The following is a 15935-nucleotide window of genomic DNA, read 5'->3' as shown; positions in this document are numbered from 1 at the left end:
GATGCGGCCGCGTCCCCGGCGCCGGGCGATCCGGTGGACTATAGTTGCTGGGACACGGATCGGCCGCGGGAGGCAGGTATGTCGGGAAATTCCACCAAGCCATTGAATCCGGTGTCGTTTCTTCAGGCTTTTATTACCCAGAGCCTGAAAATCGGGGCCCGGGGCTGCACCGCTCCCGGGAACGGTATGCATCACTACATCGAGCAGGTCGGGCTGGCAGCGAGCCACTGCCTGGAGAGTGGCGCGCGTACCGGTCTCGGCTACCAGGGGGCGATCGGACCGGAACAATATGCCGATGTGATCATTAACATCAAGAACCAGATCGGCGGGAATTTCTCGCGCGCCTCATCCGAGCCGGGGATGGTGAGGGTCGTGAATACGCGCTGTCCCTTCGGTGAGAGTGTGCGCTCCGCACCGGAGCTGTGCCGCATGACGGCCAGTGTCTTTGGCGGGATTGCCGCACGCAACTTCGGCTATGCCAAGGTGGAACTGCGCAAGCGCATCGCCACCAATCATGACTGCTGCGATGTCTGTGTCTATATCGATCCAGACGTTGCTGAAAACAAGCCGGGCGAGGAATATCGCTGCGAGGGACAGACCATCGTCTCCTGTTCCGAGTCGGCGCAGGTGCGCGCCCGGATTGAGACCAGGCTGCGCGAGATCTGGTGTCCCAGGTCGGCTGCGAGTCAGGACGAGCAGCCGCGTCTGCCGCCATCGGTGGTGGCTGAGTCCACAGCCATGCGCAATGCACTGGAAGCCGTTGAGATTGTCGCGCCTACCTGTGCAACGGTACTGGTCACGGGAGAGACCGGGGTGGGTAAGGAGGTGATCGCGCGTGCCATTCATGCCATGAGCCCGCGCTCCGACCGTGAACTGCTGGCGGTGAATTGCGGAGCCATCCCTGAAAATCTGGTCGAGAGCACCCTGTTCGGACATGAGAAGGGCGCGTTCACCGATGCCTACAACGTGCATCAGGGCTATTTCGAACGCGCCGATGGCGGAACCCTGTTTCTTGACGAAATCGACTGTCTGCCCATTCCTGCCCAGGCGCGGTTGCTGCGCGTGCTTCAGGACGGCCGCTTCGAGCGTGTCGGTGGCCGGCATACCCTGCATACCGATGTGCGTATCATTGCTGCCTCCAATCAGGACCTCGGCCGTGCCGTGGAACAGGGGGGCTTTCGCCGCGACCTGTACTATCGCCTGAACGTGGTGCCGATCCGGCTGCCGCCGTTGCGTGAACGTATCGATGATATTCCGCCGCTGGTGCATCATTTTCTAGCCAGGTTGGCAGAAAAGCATGCCATGCCGTCAAAGACGCTGAATGACAGCGCCTGGGCCAGAATCATTCAGTATGACTGGCCGGGCAATCTGCGCGAGTTGGAGAACGCGCTCGAACGTGCGTTCCTGTTCTCGCGTGGATCAGTTATCGAGCGGGTGGAAGCGGCGGGCACCGACTCACCTTCCGCCGCCCGCGACAGCATGGACAGTTTGAAAAAAGTGCGGCAGCGGGCAGTACAGCAGGCTGAGTCTGAGTTCATTGTCTATGCGTTGAAACGATACAATGGCAATGTGACTGCAGTGGCGCGAGCCATGGATGTGACGCCGCGTGCCGTCCATATGAGACTCAAGGAACTGGGCATCAGCGCCGCAAAATTTCGTGTGCCTGACTGACCCCGACTTCCTTTCCCCTCTAATCTCATCCTGCAATCGACTTCCCTGCGGCTGAACCTGTCGGGAATCCGCCGGTCTATGGTGCATGACCCCCAAGGATGGTAACGTCATTCCATCGTGAGTCAGTCATTGCGAACCCTGGAATCCTGTTCATCATGATTTTCATGCACTTGGCGATGCAGTGCGCCCTGTTTGATTGTCTTTCCCTGTCGTCCGAAATCTGAACCCATGTCCCTGAAACGCTGGATATTCCTGCTTCTGGTACTGCTGACTGCGGCCTGGCTGGCGTGGGCGCTGGCCCAGCGCCTGCTGCAGGACAGCGAGACCGCTGCGGGCGGGCGCGGGGAACAGGGGCCGGTGCCGGTCGAGGTGGCCGCGATCGAAACCGGGCCGATCGCCCTGCGCCGGACCTTCACCGGCAGTCTGGACGCCAACGCCGAGTTCGTTGTGGCGCCCAAGATCGAGGGTCGCATCGAGGATATCGGCGTGAAACTCGCAGACACCATCACCCGCGGCCAGGTGGTGGCGCGCCTGGACGCGGCCGAACAACTGCAGGAAGTGGCCCAGGCCGAAGCCGAGCTGGCGGTGGCGCGGGCCAACCAGGCCGAGGCCCGCAGCCAGCTGGCGCTGGCCGAGCGTGAGTTGAAGCGCCTGGAACAGCTGCGCCAGCGCGGTATCGGGTCGGAATCGGAGCTGGACGTGGCCCGGGCCGAGCAGCAGACCCGCCAGGCTCAGGTGGAGGTCAGCCGGGCCCAGGCCAACCGGGCGGAGGCGGCGCTGGAAATGGCGCGTATCCGGCTGGGCTATACCTCGGTGCGGGCCGACTGGAGCGGCGGCAGCGAGACGCGCCAGGTGGCCGAGCGTTATCTGGACGAGGGCGGGACCGTGGCCGCCAACGAGCCGCTGTTGCGCATCGTGGAACTGGATCCGCTGATTGCGGTGTTTCATGTCACCGAAGGCGACTATGCCCGGCTGCGGGCCGGCAGCAGGCCGAGCGTGCGCGTACCGATGCCTGGCCCGGCGAAACCTTCAGCGGCGAGATCGTGCGCATCGCGCCCGTGTTCCAGGCCAGCGCCCGTCAGGCGCGGGTGGAGCTGCGGGTGGACAACCCCGGGCGCCGGCTCAAGCCCGGAATGTTCGCGCGCATCGATCTGGTGCTGGAACGGGTCGAGGAGACCGTGATCGTGCCGGCGGCGGCCCTAGTCAGCCGCGATGGCCGCGACGGGGTGTTCCGGGTCACGGATGACGGCCAGGCGGTGAGCTGGCAAGCGGTCGAGGCGGGTATCCGCGAGGGCGATCGGGTCCAGGTCAGCGGCCTGCAGCCGGATGGCCGGGTGGTGGTGCTGGGTCAGCAGCTGCTCAAGGACGGCGCGGCCATCCGCATCGCTGACGCCAGCGGAGTGTCCACCCAGTGAATCCAGTGTCCTGTCTTGCGTCTATTGTCCCCTTCTCGCCTTGCTGCAGGGGGCAATAGATGCAAGACAGGACACTAGCGCGGGCCAGTGTAAAGCGCCCGGTCTTCACCACCATGGTCACCCTGATCGTGGTGGTGCTGGGATCGGTGTCGCTCAGCCGGCTGCTGATCGACATGCTGCCCAACATCGAGCTGCCGACCGTCACCATCCGCACCGAGTACGAAGGCGCCGACCCCATCGTCATGGAACGTCGGGTCACCCAGATCGTGGAGGAGATCGTGGCCACCGTGCCGGGTGTGGAGGAGATGACCTCGCTGTCCTACGAGGGCCAGAGCCGGGTGACGGTCAGCTTCAGCTGGGGTACGGACATCGATGCCATCGCCCTGGACGTGCAGGCCACGCTCGAGGACGAGATCAGTGAGCTGCCCGACGAGATCATCGGCCCAAGGGTGAGCAAGTTCGACGTCGACAGCTTCCCGGTGGTGATCCTGGGCATCTCCAGCCCGCTGGATCCGGTGGAGCTGACCGAGATCGTCGAGAACCAGATCCGCTACCGCTTCGCCCGCATCCCGGGAGTGGCCCAGGTCGATCCCTGGGGCGGCTTCAACCGCGAGGTGCGGGTGGAGCTGGATCCGGACCGCATCAACGCTCTGGGTCTGGCCCTGAACACCATCATCGACGCCATCGAAGACGCCAACCTGGATCGGCCCGCCGGCCAGATCGAGTCCGGCCGCTACGAGCTGACCCTGCGCGCCCCGGCCGAGTTCACCAGCCTGAACGAGATCCGCGACACCGTCATCGCCCGCCGCGACGGCGCCCTGGTCACCCTGGGCGAGGTCGCCAGCGTCACCGACACCTACGAGAAGCTCACCCGCATCGTGCGCGTCAACGGCGAGCGCGGCCTGCGCCTGGCCATCCGCAAGCAGGCCGAGGCCAATACGGTCGAAGTGGCACGCCGGGTGCTGGCCGAGGCCGAGGCGGTCAACGCCGCCTTCCCCCAGATCCAGGTGATCCCGGTGATCGACCAGGGCAACTTCATCGAGCGTGCCATCGCCAATGTCGCCCGCTCGGTGCTCTACGGCGGGGCGCTGGCAGTGCTGGTGCTGCTGTTCTTCCTGCGTGACCTGCGCAGCACCCTGGTCATTTCGGTGGCCATCCCCATTTCGGTCATCGCCACCTTCGCGCTGCTCTACTTCGGGGGCTTCACCCTCAATCTGATGAGCCTGGGCGGCCTGGCACTGGGCGTGGGCATGATGGTCGACAGTGCCGTGGTGGTGCTGGAGAACATCTTCCGCCGCCGCCAGGAGCATGGCGACGACAACGAGACCGCGGCCGTGCTGGGCACCGGCGAGGTGGCCTCGGCGGTGACCGCCGGCACCGTCACCACGCTGGTCATTTTCCTGCCGCTGGTATTCATGCAGGGGGTGTCGGGCGCACTGTTCAAGGAGCTGGCCTACGTGATCATGTTCGCGCTGTTCTGCGCCCTGCTGGTCGCGCTCAGCCTGGTGCCGATGCTGGCATCAAAGCTGCTGCGCCGCCCGTCGCAACAGCCGGGCGAAGGCTGGACGGCGCGGCTGGCGGCGCGCGCCGGTGCGGTCTTTGCCGCGCTGGAACAGGCCTATGTCGATCTCCTCGCCGGGGTGTTGAACCACCGCTGGCTGACCGCCCTGGCCGCGGCCGTTCTGTTCGGGGCCAGTCTGCTGCTGCTGCCCTTCATCGGCACCGAATTCCTGCCGCCCAGCGACGAGGGCGAGGTGCGGGTGACCGGTGAGATGGAGGTCGGCACCCGTCTCGATCTGGTGGATCGCCAGACCCGTGTTATGGAAGCCCTGGTGTACGCGGCCGTGCCCGAGACGGTGTCCTCGGTGGTCAGCGTCTCGGGTACGGGGACCTGGGGTCGGGCCACGCCCAGCGGTGAGATCCGCCTGTCGCTGACGCCCGCGGCCGAACGTTCACGCTCCAATGTCGAGATCGCCGAGTCCCTGCGCGGGGAGCTGGAGGGCAGGGTACCCGGGATGCAGATCCGGGTGCGTGCCCCGCAGGGGCAGTTCCTGCTGGAGCGCATCCTGCGCACCGAGCAGGGCATCACGGTGGAGGTGCGCGGTCATGATCTCGATACCCTGGCGCTGCTGGCGACGCAGACGGTGGCACGCATCGAGGATGTGTCCGGGATCACCGACGTTCAGGTCAGCCGCGAGACCGGGATTCCCCAGCGCGAGGTCCGGGTCGACCGCGCCAAGCTCGCGGACCTGGGGCTGAGCCCGCGCGACATCAGCGAGCTGATCGAGACCGCCGTGGCCGGTTCCCGCGCCGGCGAATACCGGGTGGCGGGCAACAGCTACCGCATCCTGGTTCAGCTCAAGGACGCCGAGCAGCGCTCGCTGGACGAGATCCTGGACCTGACCCTGCTCACCCCCGACGGCGAGCAGGTGGTGCTGCGCAACCTGGTCGAGACCCGCGTCGGCAGCGGCCCGGTGGCCATCGAGCGGAAGGACCAGCAGCGCCTGGTCGAGGTCAGTGCCAACGTGGCCGGCCGGGACCTGGGTTCGGTGGCCGCCGATGTCCAGGCGCAGCTGGCGCAGATCCCCCGGCCGGTGGGCTACGACCTGATCGTGGCCGGCACCTTCGAGGAGCAGCAGAAGGCCTTCGATGAGCTGATCACCTCGCTGCTGCTGGCCCTGCTGCTGGTCTACATGGTGCTGGCCTCCCAGTACGAGTCCCTGCGTGACCCGCTGGTGGTGATGCTGTCGGTGCCGGTGGCCGCGGTCGGCGTACTGGTGACCCTGCTGCTGACCGACACCACCCTCAACCTGCAGTCGGGCATCGGCTGTCTGATGCTGGCCGGCATTGTGGTCAACAACGCCATCCTGCTGGTGGACCAGGCCGGGCGTCTGCGCCGGGAGGGCCGGGCGACGCGCGAGGCCCTGCTCGAGGCCGGCCGCCGCCGCCTGCGCCCGGTGCTGATGACAACACTGACCACCATCCTGGCCCTGCTGCCGCTGGCGCTGGGCATCGGTGAGGGCGCCGACGCCCAGGCCCCGCTGGCCCGTGCCGTGCTCGGGGGGCTGACCGCCTCCACCCTGCTGACCCTGGCGCTGGTGCCGGCGGTGTACTCGCTGGTGCACGGTCGGGAGGATCGCGGACCGGAAAGGGTCTGAGCCGCCTCGGAAGTGTTGGCTGGCTTTACGATTGATGTACTCCCCGTCCGGGTTTTTTATCCTTATGAATTTAAAACATAAATAGAGCTGTCGCCGGCATGCGACAGTCTCTGTCATGTCGGTTTGTCTGACATAGCTGTGTAGGATTAAATCTAACTGGTTGTTTTTGTTGTGCATGAGAATTGGTCCAAGTCTTGCTGTAATTCCGGTCAATAATCAGATCAAGGGAATGCATTCCCAGACCGGAGGAGTCCCGATCATGCGCAGTACCACCACCCGAGTTGCAGCCCTGGCTGCCATGTTGGCCGCTTTCAACGCCCCCCTGGCCCACGCTGCCTATTGCGACAGCACCTACAGCAGTACCGGACTGACAGTGCTGGAGGGGGCATCCGTATGCTTTGTCTACGACCCCAATGCCATTGATCCGAAATTCGGTACCCTGTCCGCGTCCGGGGACAATATCTTCGCCACCCCGACGAACTTCAATGCCACGTCCAACGACGGCGGTACCGTGACCACGGACGGCACTGGCACCATTCAGGTGATCGCCAAGAGCGGCTTCGTTCTGGACGCCATCAATGTCGGTGAGAACGGCAGCTACAGCATGACCGGGGCCGGCAGCAGCGTGGATATCGATGGTCTGCTTGATGTTTACGATTGGAGCAGCCCGGTTTTCGGGACCAGGGAGAATACGACTCTCACCCTCAACGGAGCGCTGGATCAGCGTGACGGTAATCTGCATGCCTGGCAGGCGGTTGGCGGCTTCGATCTGACCGCCTCCATCTGGGACGGGATCGATCATGTGGGGCTGAGCCTGACGAACCTGCTCACGGCGGCAACGAGCGCTGATGGCGAGTCGGCCTTCATCAACAAGACGCTGACCGGCACGGAGATTGAGATCTCGGTCGATACCAGCACGGTTGTTCCGTTGCCCGCTGCCGTCTGGCTGTTCGGCTCCGGCCTGTTCGGGCTGGTGGCGTTCGCCCGCCGCCGCGCCGGCTGAATCAAAGCAAGAGCGCCACGGAAAACACGGAATGATCAATTCCGTTGCCGGGGCGTTGCGCGCCGCCCGGCAACGGGCATGACCTGATTCTTGTCCGTGCTTTCTGTGTATTCCGTGGCGCTCTTTTCTCTCTTTCACATCCGGTAACGGATCTCCGCCCAGCTGCAGGCACGGTCGCGGCCGTGGCTCTTGCTGAAATACAGCGCCTGGTCGGCCTGACGCAGCAGGGTTTCCAGCAGATCGCTCTGGTCGGGGACTTCCTGGCCGCCCAGGCAGCTCAGGCCGATGGAAGTGGTTACCTGCAGTGTGCCCTGATCGGTGCTGAATTCCAGGCTGCGCAGTGAGTGCAGGATGCGTTCGGCCAGCCGGGCGGCACCGTCCATATCCGTATCCGGCAGCGCCAGCACGAATTCCTCGCCGCCGAAGCGGGCAATGACATCGCCCTCGCGGGTCTGGCCCTTGAGCAGGGCGGCGGTCACCTGCAGCACCTTGTCGCCCATGGTGTGGCCGAAGCTGTCGTTGATCCGCTTGAACCGGTCCAGGTCCACCATCATGAGGCTGAACTCGCGCCGGTGGCGCACGGCGTTGGCCAGCGCGGCCTGGGCCTCGGGGAAGAAGAAACGGCGGTTGTGAATGCCGGTCAGCTCGTCGACTACCGACAGCTGCTGGTAGCGCCGCTTGAGTTCCTCGGCCTCGGTCAGCGCGGTGCGCAGCTCCCGGGTGCGGCGGGTGATTTCGGTTTCCATCTGGTGGGTATAGCGCCAGTTGGCAATCAGCTGGCCGAGGAAGTTGGCGAACACCTCCAGCAGCCGCTCGTGGTGTTCATTGAAGAAGTCCTGCTGGCCGTGGGAGACGTTCAGCACACCGATCACCCGCCCCTCGGCCGTCACCGGTACGCAGATCAGCGAGCCGACACCCTGGCCCGCGTCCGGATGGGCGAAACGTGACTCCTCGCGGCAGTTGCGGCAGTGCTGCAGATTGCCGGTCTCCGCCGCCAGGCCGATGATCCCCTCTCCGAGGCCGAACTCACGCGGACTTGGGTGCGGGCTGGCCGTCGTCAGCACCGTCTCCCGCCAGTCCAGGCCGGTCCGGCAGGTGAGGGTCCCGCCTTCCAGCAGGAACAGGGAGCAGCGTTCGAACTCGTTGTTCTCCAACAGGATGTGCATGGCGGTGCGCAGCAACGCGGCCTCGTCCCGGCTGTCCTGCCGGCCCAGGTCGGACAGGGCGCGCAGGGCCGACAGATCCCCCACCAGCTTGATGCAGCGGCTGTTGAGCTCGGTGAAGGCGTCGCTGAAGCTGGTGGCGTCCATTACGTTCCGGTTGCGGTTGATCGGTCTGCGGGGCGCTATTCCTGGCTGCCGAGCGAGTCGGCCAGGGCCCGGTACTGGGCATCGTTGTGCCTGACCTTGCTGATTATATCATCCAGGATCCCCTGGGTGAGGGTGCTTGGGTGGCCAGTGAAATCCCCGAGTTGGAGGCGGGTGTTGTCGGGGTCGTCGTAGAGGCTTTCAGCGGTCCGCGAACACACGGCCACGGCATGCACCGCCAGTTCGTAACGCCCGGCCAGGTTTGGCTCATGGCGGTACTGTATGGTATGGGTCACGCAGCGCGGCAGCTTCCAGCGCTTGCCGATGACGGTGCCGGCCTGCGTCTCGGTCATGGCCAGGACCTGGGACTCCAGCGTCATCAGGCTCTGCTGGGGGTTGGCCTGTTTCTGGCGGAAGACGTCCGCCATGCGGCTGGGAAAGGCATGCACCAGCACCAGCTGCCCCAGGTTGTGCACCAGCCCGGCCAGGAACAGGCATTCCCGCAGATCGGTTTCCAGTTCCAGATACGGGCCGAGGGCGTTGGACAGATGGGCACTGACGAAGGCCCGGTACCAGTAGCGGCTGAGTTCGAATTCCGGGCAGGCGCTGACGTCGAAGGGCTTGCTGAGCGCAATGCCGATGGCCAGGCCGCGCACGATGTTCAGCCCCAGCACCCGGGTAATGGCGTCCTCGACCCGGTGGATTTCGCGCTGGCGGGCGAAATAGGCGGAGTTGGCGATTCCGACGATGCGGGCGGCCAGCCCGGGGTCCCGCTCGATCAGTTCAGTCAGGCGCGTGATATCGACGTCCTCGTCGGCCACCTCCTTGAGCAGCTGATACGCCACCGCGGGGAGCGGTGGCAGGTGCAGGATTTCCTGCAGACGGCTATGTTGCAGATCGCTGGGAGGGGTTTCCATAATCGGCTCTAAACGGTATTGATAACTCTATGATTGTGTTTGAATAAGCATCGGTCGCCCGGCAGAAAACTTGAATTGCTGAAGGGGTTGGCGGCCGCTTATGAAATTAGTTGATCATGATACTCTGATAAAGGAGTGAGAGCATGCAGGTAAAGTGCTTCGGGGCGGCCGGGGAGGTTACGGGATCCTGTGTGCTGCTGGACACGGGCCGGCACCGGCTGTTGCTGGACTGCGGGCTGTTCCAGGGCAGCCGCAGGGACGAGGAACGCAACCGGGAGGATTTCCCGTTTCCGCTCGACTCGATCGATGCGGTCATCCTCAGTCATGCCCACCTGGATCACTCCGGCCGCATCCCGCTGCTGATCAAGGCCGGCTACACCGGCCCGGTCTATGCCCATGCCGCCACCCGCGACCTGTGCCGGATCATGCTCAAGGATTCCGGCTATCTCAACGAGAAGGACGCCCAGTGGGAGAACCGCAAGCGCCAGCGCAAGGGACTCAAACCGGTCGAGCCCATCTACACCCTGGAAGAGGCGAAACAGTCCATGCGGGCCTTCCGCACCCTGGGCTACGACGAGCGCCGGCGCATTCTGCCGGGTGTGCATCTGCGACTGCGTGATGCCGGCCACATCCTGGGCTCGGCCATTCTGGAGCTGGAGCTGGAGACGGACGGGACGCGCAGGCGCCTGGTCTACACGGGTGATCTGGGCCACCGCGGTGCGCCCATCCTGCGCGATCCGGCCCGGGTGGAGGCGGCCGATCAGGTCATCATGGAATCCACCTACGGCGATCGCAGTCACCGCGGCTGGGAGGCGACCTGGAAGGAGATGGCCGAGGTGCTGGACAGCGCCGTGGCCGGGGGCGGCAACGTGATGGTGCCGGCCTTTGCCGTGGGCCGTACCCAGGAGCTGCTCTATGCCATGCAGATGAATTACCGCGACTGGGGTATGGACCGCTGGCAGATCTTTCTGGACAGTCCCATGGCCATCGAGGCCACACGGGTCTATTCCCGGCACGTGGATCTGTATGACGCCGAGGCCCGGGCCGGGCATGCCCGCCACGACGGGTTGTTCGACCTGCCCAATCTGCGTATGACCCGTACCGCCAACCAGTCCATGGCCATCAACAGGATACGCTCCGGTGCCATCATCATCGCCGGCAGCGGCATGTGCACGGGCGGGCGCATCAAGCACCATTTCAAACACAACCTCTGGCGCAGCGACAGCCATGTGCTCATGGTCGGCTTCCAGGCCCGCGGTACCCTCGGACGTCAGCTGGTCGACGGGGCGCAGCATGTGCGGCTGTGGGGCGAGACTATCCGGGTCGGGGCACAGATCCACACCATCGGTGGGCTTTCCGCGCATGCCGATCAGGCCGGGCTGCTGGAATGGTATGAGGCCATTCCCGGCCGGCCGCCGGTGATCCTGGTGCACGGCGAGGAGGAGCCGCGGGAATGCCTGGCCGGGGCGCTGCGCGAACGCGGCGCGAAGGTGCGGCTGCCGCAGCGGGGCGAGACGCTGGATCTGTAGGTCGGGTTAGCGCAGCGTAACCCGACATGTCGCAGCGAACGTCGGGTTACGCCTTGCAGGCTAACCCGACCTACATTACTACACGGCATTCCGATGGTTATGAAATGCGTCGGCTTCAATCGAACCGCATAGAGAGATCCACCGCCCGCACATCCTTGGTGAGGTTGCCGACCGAGATGCGGTCCACGCCGGTCTCGGCGATGGCGCGTACCGTCTCCAGGTTCACCCCGCCCGAGGCCTCGAGCTGCACCCGGCCGAGGTTCAGTTCCACCGCCGCGCGCAGTCGTGCCAGGTCGAAGTTGTCCAGCAGCACGATGTCGGCGCCGGCGGTGATGGCCGCCTCGAGCTGGTCCAGATCCTCCACCTCGATTTCGACGGGCAGGCTGTGGTGCAGGCGCCGCGCCTGGCCGATGGCCGCGGCGATGGAACCGGCGGCGGCGATGTGGTTCTCCTTGATCAGGATGCCGTCGTACAGCCCCAGCCGGTGATTGTGACAGCCGCCGGTACGCACGGCGTATTTCTGGGCGTGCCGCAGGCCCGGCAGGGTCTTGCGGGTGTCCAGCAGGCGCACCGGCAGGCCGGCCACGGTATCGGCGTAGCGTCGCGCCAGGGTGGCCGTGCCGCTCAGGGTCTGCAGCAGGTTGAGCGCGGCCCGCTCGCCGGTGAGCAGGCCGCGCGCCGGACCCTGCAGCCGGCACAGGGGCTGGTCCGGTCCGACCCGGTCGCCGTCGGCAGCCAGCCACTCGATGCGGATACGGTCATCGACGGCCGCGAACACGCCATTGACCCAGTCCTGTCCGCACAGCACGGCCGGTTCGCGGCTGATGATCCGGGCCCTTGCCTCGGCGGTTTCCGGGATCAGGGCAGCGGTGAGATCACCGCCGCCGACGTCCTCCTCCAGTACCCGCCGCACCAGGGTGTGGACCTGTTGGTCGAGGGCTTCAAGGCGCATGTTGTTTCGTTGCCTCCGGTAGTTTGTGGAAGTGAGGAGTGAGGAGAACAGCCGGATGGCGGCGGACATTCCCACCTTTGCCGTCATCCCCGCGCAGGCGGGGATCCATAACCCGCTGCGGTCCCTGGATCCCGGCCTGCGCCGGGATGACGGAGGAGGTAAGCTGGGATAAACGCAGCGTTTCCGGCCCCGCTCATTGCCGGCACCGGGCTGTGGCGGCCCTTGTTCCACCTATGCTTTTGTTCCTCCTCCTTCCCCCCTCCCTCACTCCTCACGCTTCACGCCCGAAATACTCCCGCGTGACCCTGAAGATCACCGGACTGAGCAGCAGCAGGGCGATCAGGTTGGGAATCGCCATCAGGCCGTTCAATACACCTGCGGTTTTCCATAGCGGTTCGAGTTCAGCGACTGCACCAAGCGGAATACATACAATCCATAGCGCCCGGTAGGCCGCGATGATGTCGGGCCCGAACAGATACTCGGCGCAGCGTTCTCCATAGAAGCTCCAACCCAGTAGAGTGGTGTAGGCGAACAGGATCAGTCCAAAGGTGACTATATATTCACCCACATATGGGAGTCCCCACCCAAAGGCATAGGAGGTAAGTGGAGAACCGTTCAGTTCTGATTCTATCCAACCGCCGCTCAAAATAATCACTAATGCAGTCATGGTGCAAATTACAATGGTGTCAATGAAAGTGCCTAGCATACCTATAACTCCCTGACTAACAGGGTTTTTTGTCTTTGCGGCAGCGTGAGCGATCGGAGCAGACCCCAAGCCGGCTTCGTTCGAGAAAACCCCGCGTTCGACACCCAGGCTGATTGCTACCATGAGGGTGGATCCAGCAAATCCGCCAACAGCAGCAGTACCAGTAAAGGCATCGCTGACGATTGTGAAAAGAGCAGTAGGTACCTGGTCGATCTCTAGCAGAATGATCAATAATGCTGCAGCTATGTAAGCTGTTGCCATAAAGGGAACCAGCTTCCCGGCTACCTTGCCTATCCGTTTTACGCCGCCAATTAGAACAGCAAAAGTGAAACCTGCCAGTATAAGCCCGGTAGCCCAGTCAGGGATGTTGAGGTTGGTTTCGAGTGCATCAGCGACAGAATGAGCCTGAACCGTATTGCCGATGCCGAAGGCGGCCACGGTGCCGAACAGGGCGAACAGAAAGGCCAGCCAGCGCCAGTTCCGGCCCAGACCGTTCTTGATGTAGTACATGGGCCCGCCCTGCTGGCGCCCCAGACTGTCCACTTCCCGATAGCGTACGGCCAGAACCGCCTCGCCGTACTTGGTGGCCATGCCGACCACGGCCGTGACCCACATCCAGAACACCGCGCCCGGACCGCCGATGGCAATGGCGGTGGCGACACCCGCGATGTTGCCGGTGCCGACCGTGGCCGACATCGCGGTCATCAGGGCATTGAAGGGGCTGATGTCGCCGGTCTCATCCCCGGGCTTGCGGCCCTGCCACAGCATGCGCAGGCCGTAGCCGAGCCGGCGCAGGGGCATGAATTTCAGTCCCAGGGTGAGGTAGACACCGGTGCCGACCAGCAGGATCAGCATCACCGGGCCCCAGATGATGCCGCTGAGCTGGCTGAGCAGGTTGGTATAGGATTCCATGACGATGTCCGTGCCTGTGTTGTTGATTATCTGGCGGTCCGAACCATCGGCTGCAACACCGAAAACATCGTCATCCCCGCCTGCGCGGGAATGACGCTATGTAACTGTAACCCGGTATTCTGACCCCTGAGGATTTCATGTGTAGTCCAGGCTAGCGGGGGAGTGGCCTGAGTATGAGCCGGTCGCCGCGTTGGGTAAACTCCAGTTGATTCAATACACTCATACCGAGCAGGATGTCATCGGAACGGTAGGTCGGGTTGATACTGGCGCGCACGTCATGCACCACCAGGTCGCCGATGGCGAGTTCGTCCAGGCGGGTCTGATAGCCGGTGGCGAAGCCGTTGGCGGTCTGGTAGCGCACCGCCCGGCCGCGTTCCAGCCCGAGTCGGTCGGCAATGTCGGCGGGGATGGCGACATCGGAGGCGCCGGTGTCGATCATGAAGCGTACCGGCCGGCCGTTGATCTCGCCGCTGGTGACATAGTGCCCATAGTCGTTGCGTTTGAGCACGATTTCGGTAGCGCCATCCGCGCCGCTGCGGCTGATCACCTGCTGGTTGGGGTTGTGGCGGCGTTCGAGATAACCGTTGAACAGCCAGGTCAGCAGTCCCAGTGCCAGGACCCAGGCCAGAATGATCATCCCCTTGCCGAGGCGCGGGGGCGCAGGAGAGCGCGGGTTCATCCGGCCATTATACATGCCGGATTCGCGGATGCCGATCCGGTTCCGGTGTGATCCGTATCAGGCGGTCCGGGGTCCGCGCACAGGGCCATGCGGGACTGAATCGATGGGTCTGGTACACTCGGACATGAGGCAGACGGCGCTCCGGCTGCACGGAGGAGAATGAACCTGCAACGACACCTGCTGGCCTTCGCCCGTACCCTGGGCGACAGTCTGCGCGACCTGGCGCCGATCTTCATCGTCATCGGATTCTTTCAGCTGGTGGTGCTGCGCCAGCCCATTCCCGAGCTGGAACAGATCCTGTTCGGCAGCCTGCTGGTGGTGCTGGGGCTGACCCTGTTTATCCAGGGGCTGGAGCTGGGGCTGTTTCCCATCGGCGAGAGCATGGCGCACGCCTTCGCCCGCAAGGGCAGCGTGACCTGGCTGCTGCTGTTCGCCTTCGCCCTGGGCTTCGGCACCACCATCGCCGAGCCGGCCCTGATCGCGGTGGCCAACGAGGCCGCCGAGGTGGCCGCCGAAGGCGGGGCGATCGGTGCCGATACGGCCGCGCGTGCCTCCTATGCCCAGGGGCTGCGCATCGCCGTGGCCCTGTCGGTGGGTTTCGCCATCGTGCTGGGGGTGCTGCGCATCATCAGGGGCTGGCCGGTGCATTATCTGATCATCGGCGGTTATGCCGGGGTGGTGGTCATGACCGCCTTCGCCCCGAAGGAGATCGTCGGCATCGCCTATGATTCGGGCGGTGTGACTACCTCCACCATCACCGTGCCCCTGGTGACCGCCCTGGGCGTGGGACTGGCCATGTCCATCAAGGGCCGCAATCCCATGATCGACGGCTTCGGCCTGATCGCCTTCGCCTCACTCACGCCCATGATCTTCGTCATGGGCTACGGGATGCTGCTCGATGCCTGAAGCGGCCGGCATGCTGGATGTGCTGATCCAGACACTGCGTGACGTGCTGCCCATCGCGGCCGTGCTGTTCGGCTTCCAGGTGCTGGTGCTGCGCCGCCCCATCCCCAACCTGCGCCGGGTACTGCTGGGCTTCGTCTATGTGCTGGTGGGTCTGAGCCTGTTCCTGCAGGGGCTGGAGCAGGCGCTGTTCCCTCTGGGCAAGCTGATGGCGGAGCAGCTGACGCAGCCGCAGTTCCTGTTCGATGGCGCCGGGGCGCATCCGGGCGTGATCGGCTGGACGGACTATGTCTGGGTATACGTGTTTGCGGCCTGCATCGGATTCTCGACCGCCATTGCCGAGCCGGCCCTGATCGCCGTGGCGATCAAGGCCAACCAGGTCTCGGCCGGCGCTATCGGGGTCTGGGGGCTGCGCGTGGCCGTGGCGCTGGGGGTGGCGACGGGCATCACGCTGGGGGCCTTTCGCATCGTGACCGGCCTGCCGTTGCATTACTTTATTATTGCCGGCTATGTCGTGGTTATTGTGCAGACGACGATGGCACCGCGCCTGATCGTGCCGCTGGCCTATGACTCGGGCGGGGTCAGCACCTCCACGGTGACGGTGCCGCTGGTGGCCGCCCTGGGGCTGGGGCTGGCCGGCAATGTCCCCGGCCGCAGTCCGCTGCTGGACGGGTTCGGCATGATTGCCTTTGCCTGTCTGTTTCCCATTATTACCGTCATGGGCTATGCCCAGCTCAGCCACTGGCGCGCCCGTCGCAGGCGGGACGACGAAAACGAGTGACA

Annotated in this window: 12 protein-coding genes and 1 pseudogene; 8 read left to right on the top strand and 5 right to left on the bottom strand. The window is 64.5% G+C overall.

The window, feature by feature from the left end:
* Positions 1-78 precede the first annotated feature (78 nt).
* From D6C00_RS04610 to D6C00_RS15705, 5 genes and pseudogenes are all read left to right on the top strand, one after another.
* Positions 79-1671, top strand: coding sequence for a sigma 54-interacting transcriptional regulator (locus D6C00_RS04610; protein WP_125180515.1), 1593 nt, complete (start codon positions 79-81; stop codon positions 1669-1671).
* Between the two features lie 228 nt (positions 1672-1899).
* Positions 1900-2619, top strand: a pseudogene (locus D6C00_RS04605) (efflux RND transporter periplasmic adaptor subunit); the annotation flags it as partial.
* A 95-nt stretch (positions 2620-2714) separates the two neighbouring features.
* Positions 2715-3086 carry an efflux RND transporter periplasmic adaptor subunit gene (locus D6C00_RS15710; RefSeq protein ID WP_399360151.1) on the top strand — a complete coding sequence of 124 codons (372 nt, stop codon included), beginning with the start codon at positions 2715-2717 and terminating at the stop codon, positions 3084-3086.
* A gap of 59 nt (positions 3087-3145) precedes the next feature.
* Positions 3146-6244, top strand: a complete 3099-nt coding sequence (locus D6C00_RS04600) for an efflux RND transporter permease subunit (protein ID WP_125180514.1) — start codon at positions 3146-3148, stop codon at positions 6242-6244.
* 259 nt (positions 6245-6503) lie between these two features.
* Complete coding sequence (locus tag D6C00_RS15705) at positions 6504-7247, top strand: VPLPA-CTERM sorting domain-containing protein (RefSeq protein WP_206609505.1); 744 nt, start codon at positions 6504-6506, stop codon at positions 7245-7247.
* Between the two features lie 134 nt (positions 7248-7381).
* Here D6C00_RS15705 and D6C00_RS04590 read toward each other — a convergent pair whose 3' ends face one another.
* Positions 7382-8557: a sensor domain-containing diguanylate cyclase gene (locus D6C00_RS04590; protein WP_125180513.1), complete on the bottom strand. Its 1176-nt coding sequence runs from the start codon at positions 8555-8557 to the stop codon at positions 7382-7384.
* Between the two features lie 35 nt (positions 8558-8592).
* Entirely contained in the window at positions 8593-9471 is an 879-nt protein-coding gene (locus D6C00_RS04585) for an HDOD domain-containing protein (protein WP_125180512.1), read from the bottom strand.
* 143 nt (positions 9472-9614) lie between these two features.
* Between D6C00_RS04585 and D6C00_RS04580 the strand changes: the two genes are divergently transcribed.
* Entirely contained in the window at positions 9615-11000 is a 1386-nt protein-coding gene (locus D6C00_RS04580) for an MBL fold metallo-hydrolase RNA specificity domain-containing protein (protein ID WP_125180511.1), read from the top strand.
* 115 nt (positions 11001-11115) lie between these two features.
* Here D6C00_RS04580 and nadC read toward each other — a convergent pair whose 3' ends face one another.
* The 3 genes from nadC to D6C00_RS04565 all read right to left on the bottom strand — a co-directional run bounded on the left by nadC (position 11116) and on the right by D6C00_RS04565 (position 14207).
* Positions 11116-11952, bottom strand: coding sequence for a carboxylating nicotinate-nucleotide diphosphorylase (nadC, locus tag D6C00_RS04575; RefSeq protein ID WP_125180510.1), 837 nt, complete (start codon positions 11950-11952; stop codon positions 11116-11118).
* 271 nt (positions 11953-12223) lie between these two features.
* Positions 12224-13570: an alanine/glycine:cation symporter family protein gene (locus D6C00_RS04570; protein WP_125180509.1), complete on the bottom strand. Its 1347-nt coding sequence runs from the start codon at positions 13568-13570 to the stop codon at positions 12224-12226.
* A gap of 151 nt (positions 13571-13721) precedes the next feature.
* Positions 13722-14207, bottom strand: coding sequence for a retropepsin-like aspartic protease family protein (locus tag D6C00_RS04565; protein WP_241546796.1), 486 nt, complete (start codon positions 14205-14207; stop codon positions 13722-13724).
* 201 nt (positions 14208-14408) lie between these two features.
* Between D6C00_RS04565 and D6C00_RS16555 the strand changes: the two genes are divergently transcribed.
* Entirely contained in the window at positions 14409-15155 is a 747-nt protein-coding gene (locus tag D6C00_RS16555) for a DUF1538 domain-containing protein (RefSeq protein ID WP_125180507.1), read from the top strand.
* Positions 15148-15933 carry a DUF1538 domain-containing protein gene (locus tag D6C00_RS16550; RefSeq protein ID WP_125180506.1) on the top strand — a complete coding sequence of 262 codons (786 nt, stop codon included), beginning with the start codon at positions 15148-15150 and terminating at the stop codon, positions 15931-15933. The genes D6C00_RS16555 and D6C00_RS16550 overlap by 8 nt, the downstream gene beginning before the upstream one ends.
* The last annotated feature ends 2 nt before the right edge of the window (positions 15934-15935 follow it).

Source organism: Thiohalobacter thiocyanaticus (assembly GCF_003932505.1).
GTDB classification, from domain to species: domain Bacteria; phylum Pseudomonadota; class Gammaproteobacteria; order Thiohalobacterales; family Thiohalobacteraceae; genus Thiohalobacter; species Thiohalobacter thiocyanaticus.
Note: the sequence above shows the minus strand (reverse complement) of the source record. Positions and strands in the feature narration are given on the sequence as shown.

Excerpts from the sequence above, each read along its gene's own strand:
- D6C00_RS04610 (WP_125180515.1), top strand. The coding sequence starts at position 79 with ATGTCGGGAAATTCCACCAAGCCATTGAATCCGGTGTCGTTTCTTCAG.
- D6C00_RS04600 (WP_125180514.1), top strand. The coding sequence starts at position 3,146 with ATGCAAGACAGGACACTAGCGCGGGCCAGTGTAAAGCGCCCGGTCTTC.
- D6C00_RS15705 (WP_206609505.1), top strand. The coding sequence starts at position 6,504 with ATGCGCAGTACCACCACCCGAGTTGCAGCCCTGGCTGCCATGTTGGCC.
- D6C00_RS04590 (WP_125180513.1), bottom strand. The coding sequence starts at position 8,557 with ATGGACGCCACCAGCTTCAGCGACGCCTTCACCGAGCTCAACAGCCGC.
- D6C00_RS04585 (WP_125180512.1), bottom strand. The coding sequence starts at position 9,471 with ATGGAAACCCCTCCCAGCGATCTGCAACATAGCCGTCTGCAGGAAATC.
- D6C00_RS04580 (WP_125180511.1), top strand. The coding sequence starts at position 9,615 with ATGCAGGTAAAGTGCTTCGGGGCGGCCGGGGAGGTTACGGGATCCTGT.
- nadC (WP_125180510.1), bottom strand. The coding sequence starts at position 11,952 with ATGCGCCTTGAAGCCCTCGACCAACAGGTCCACACCCTGGTGCGGCGG.
- D6C00_RS04570 (WP_125180509.1), bottom strand. The coding sequence starts at position 13,570 with ATGGAATCCTATACCAACCTGCTCAGCCAGCTCAGCGGCATCATCTGG.
- D6C00_RS04565 (WP_241546796.1), bottom strand. The coding sequence starts at position 14,207 with ATGATCATTCTGGCCTGGGTCCTGGCACTGGGACTGCTGACCTGGCTG.
- D6C00_RS16555 (WP_125180507.1), top strand. The coding sequence starts at position 14,409 with ATGAACCTGCAACGACACCTGCTGGCCTTCGCCCGTACCCTGGGCGAC.
- D6C00_RS16550 (WP_125180506.1), top strand. The coding sequence starts at position 15,148 with ATGCCTGAAGCGGCCGGCATGCTGGATGTGCTGATCCAGACACTGCGT.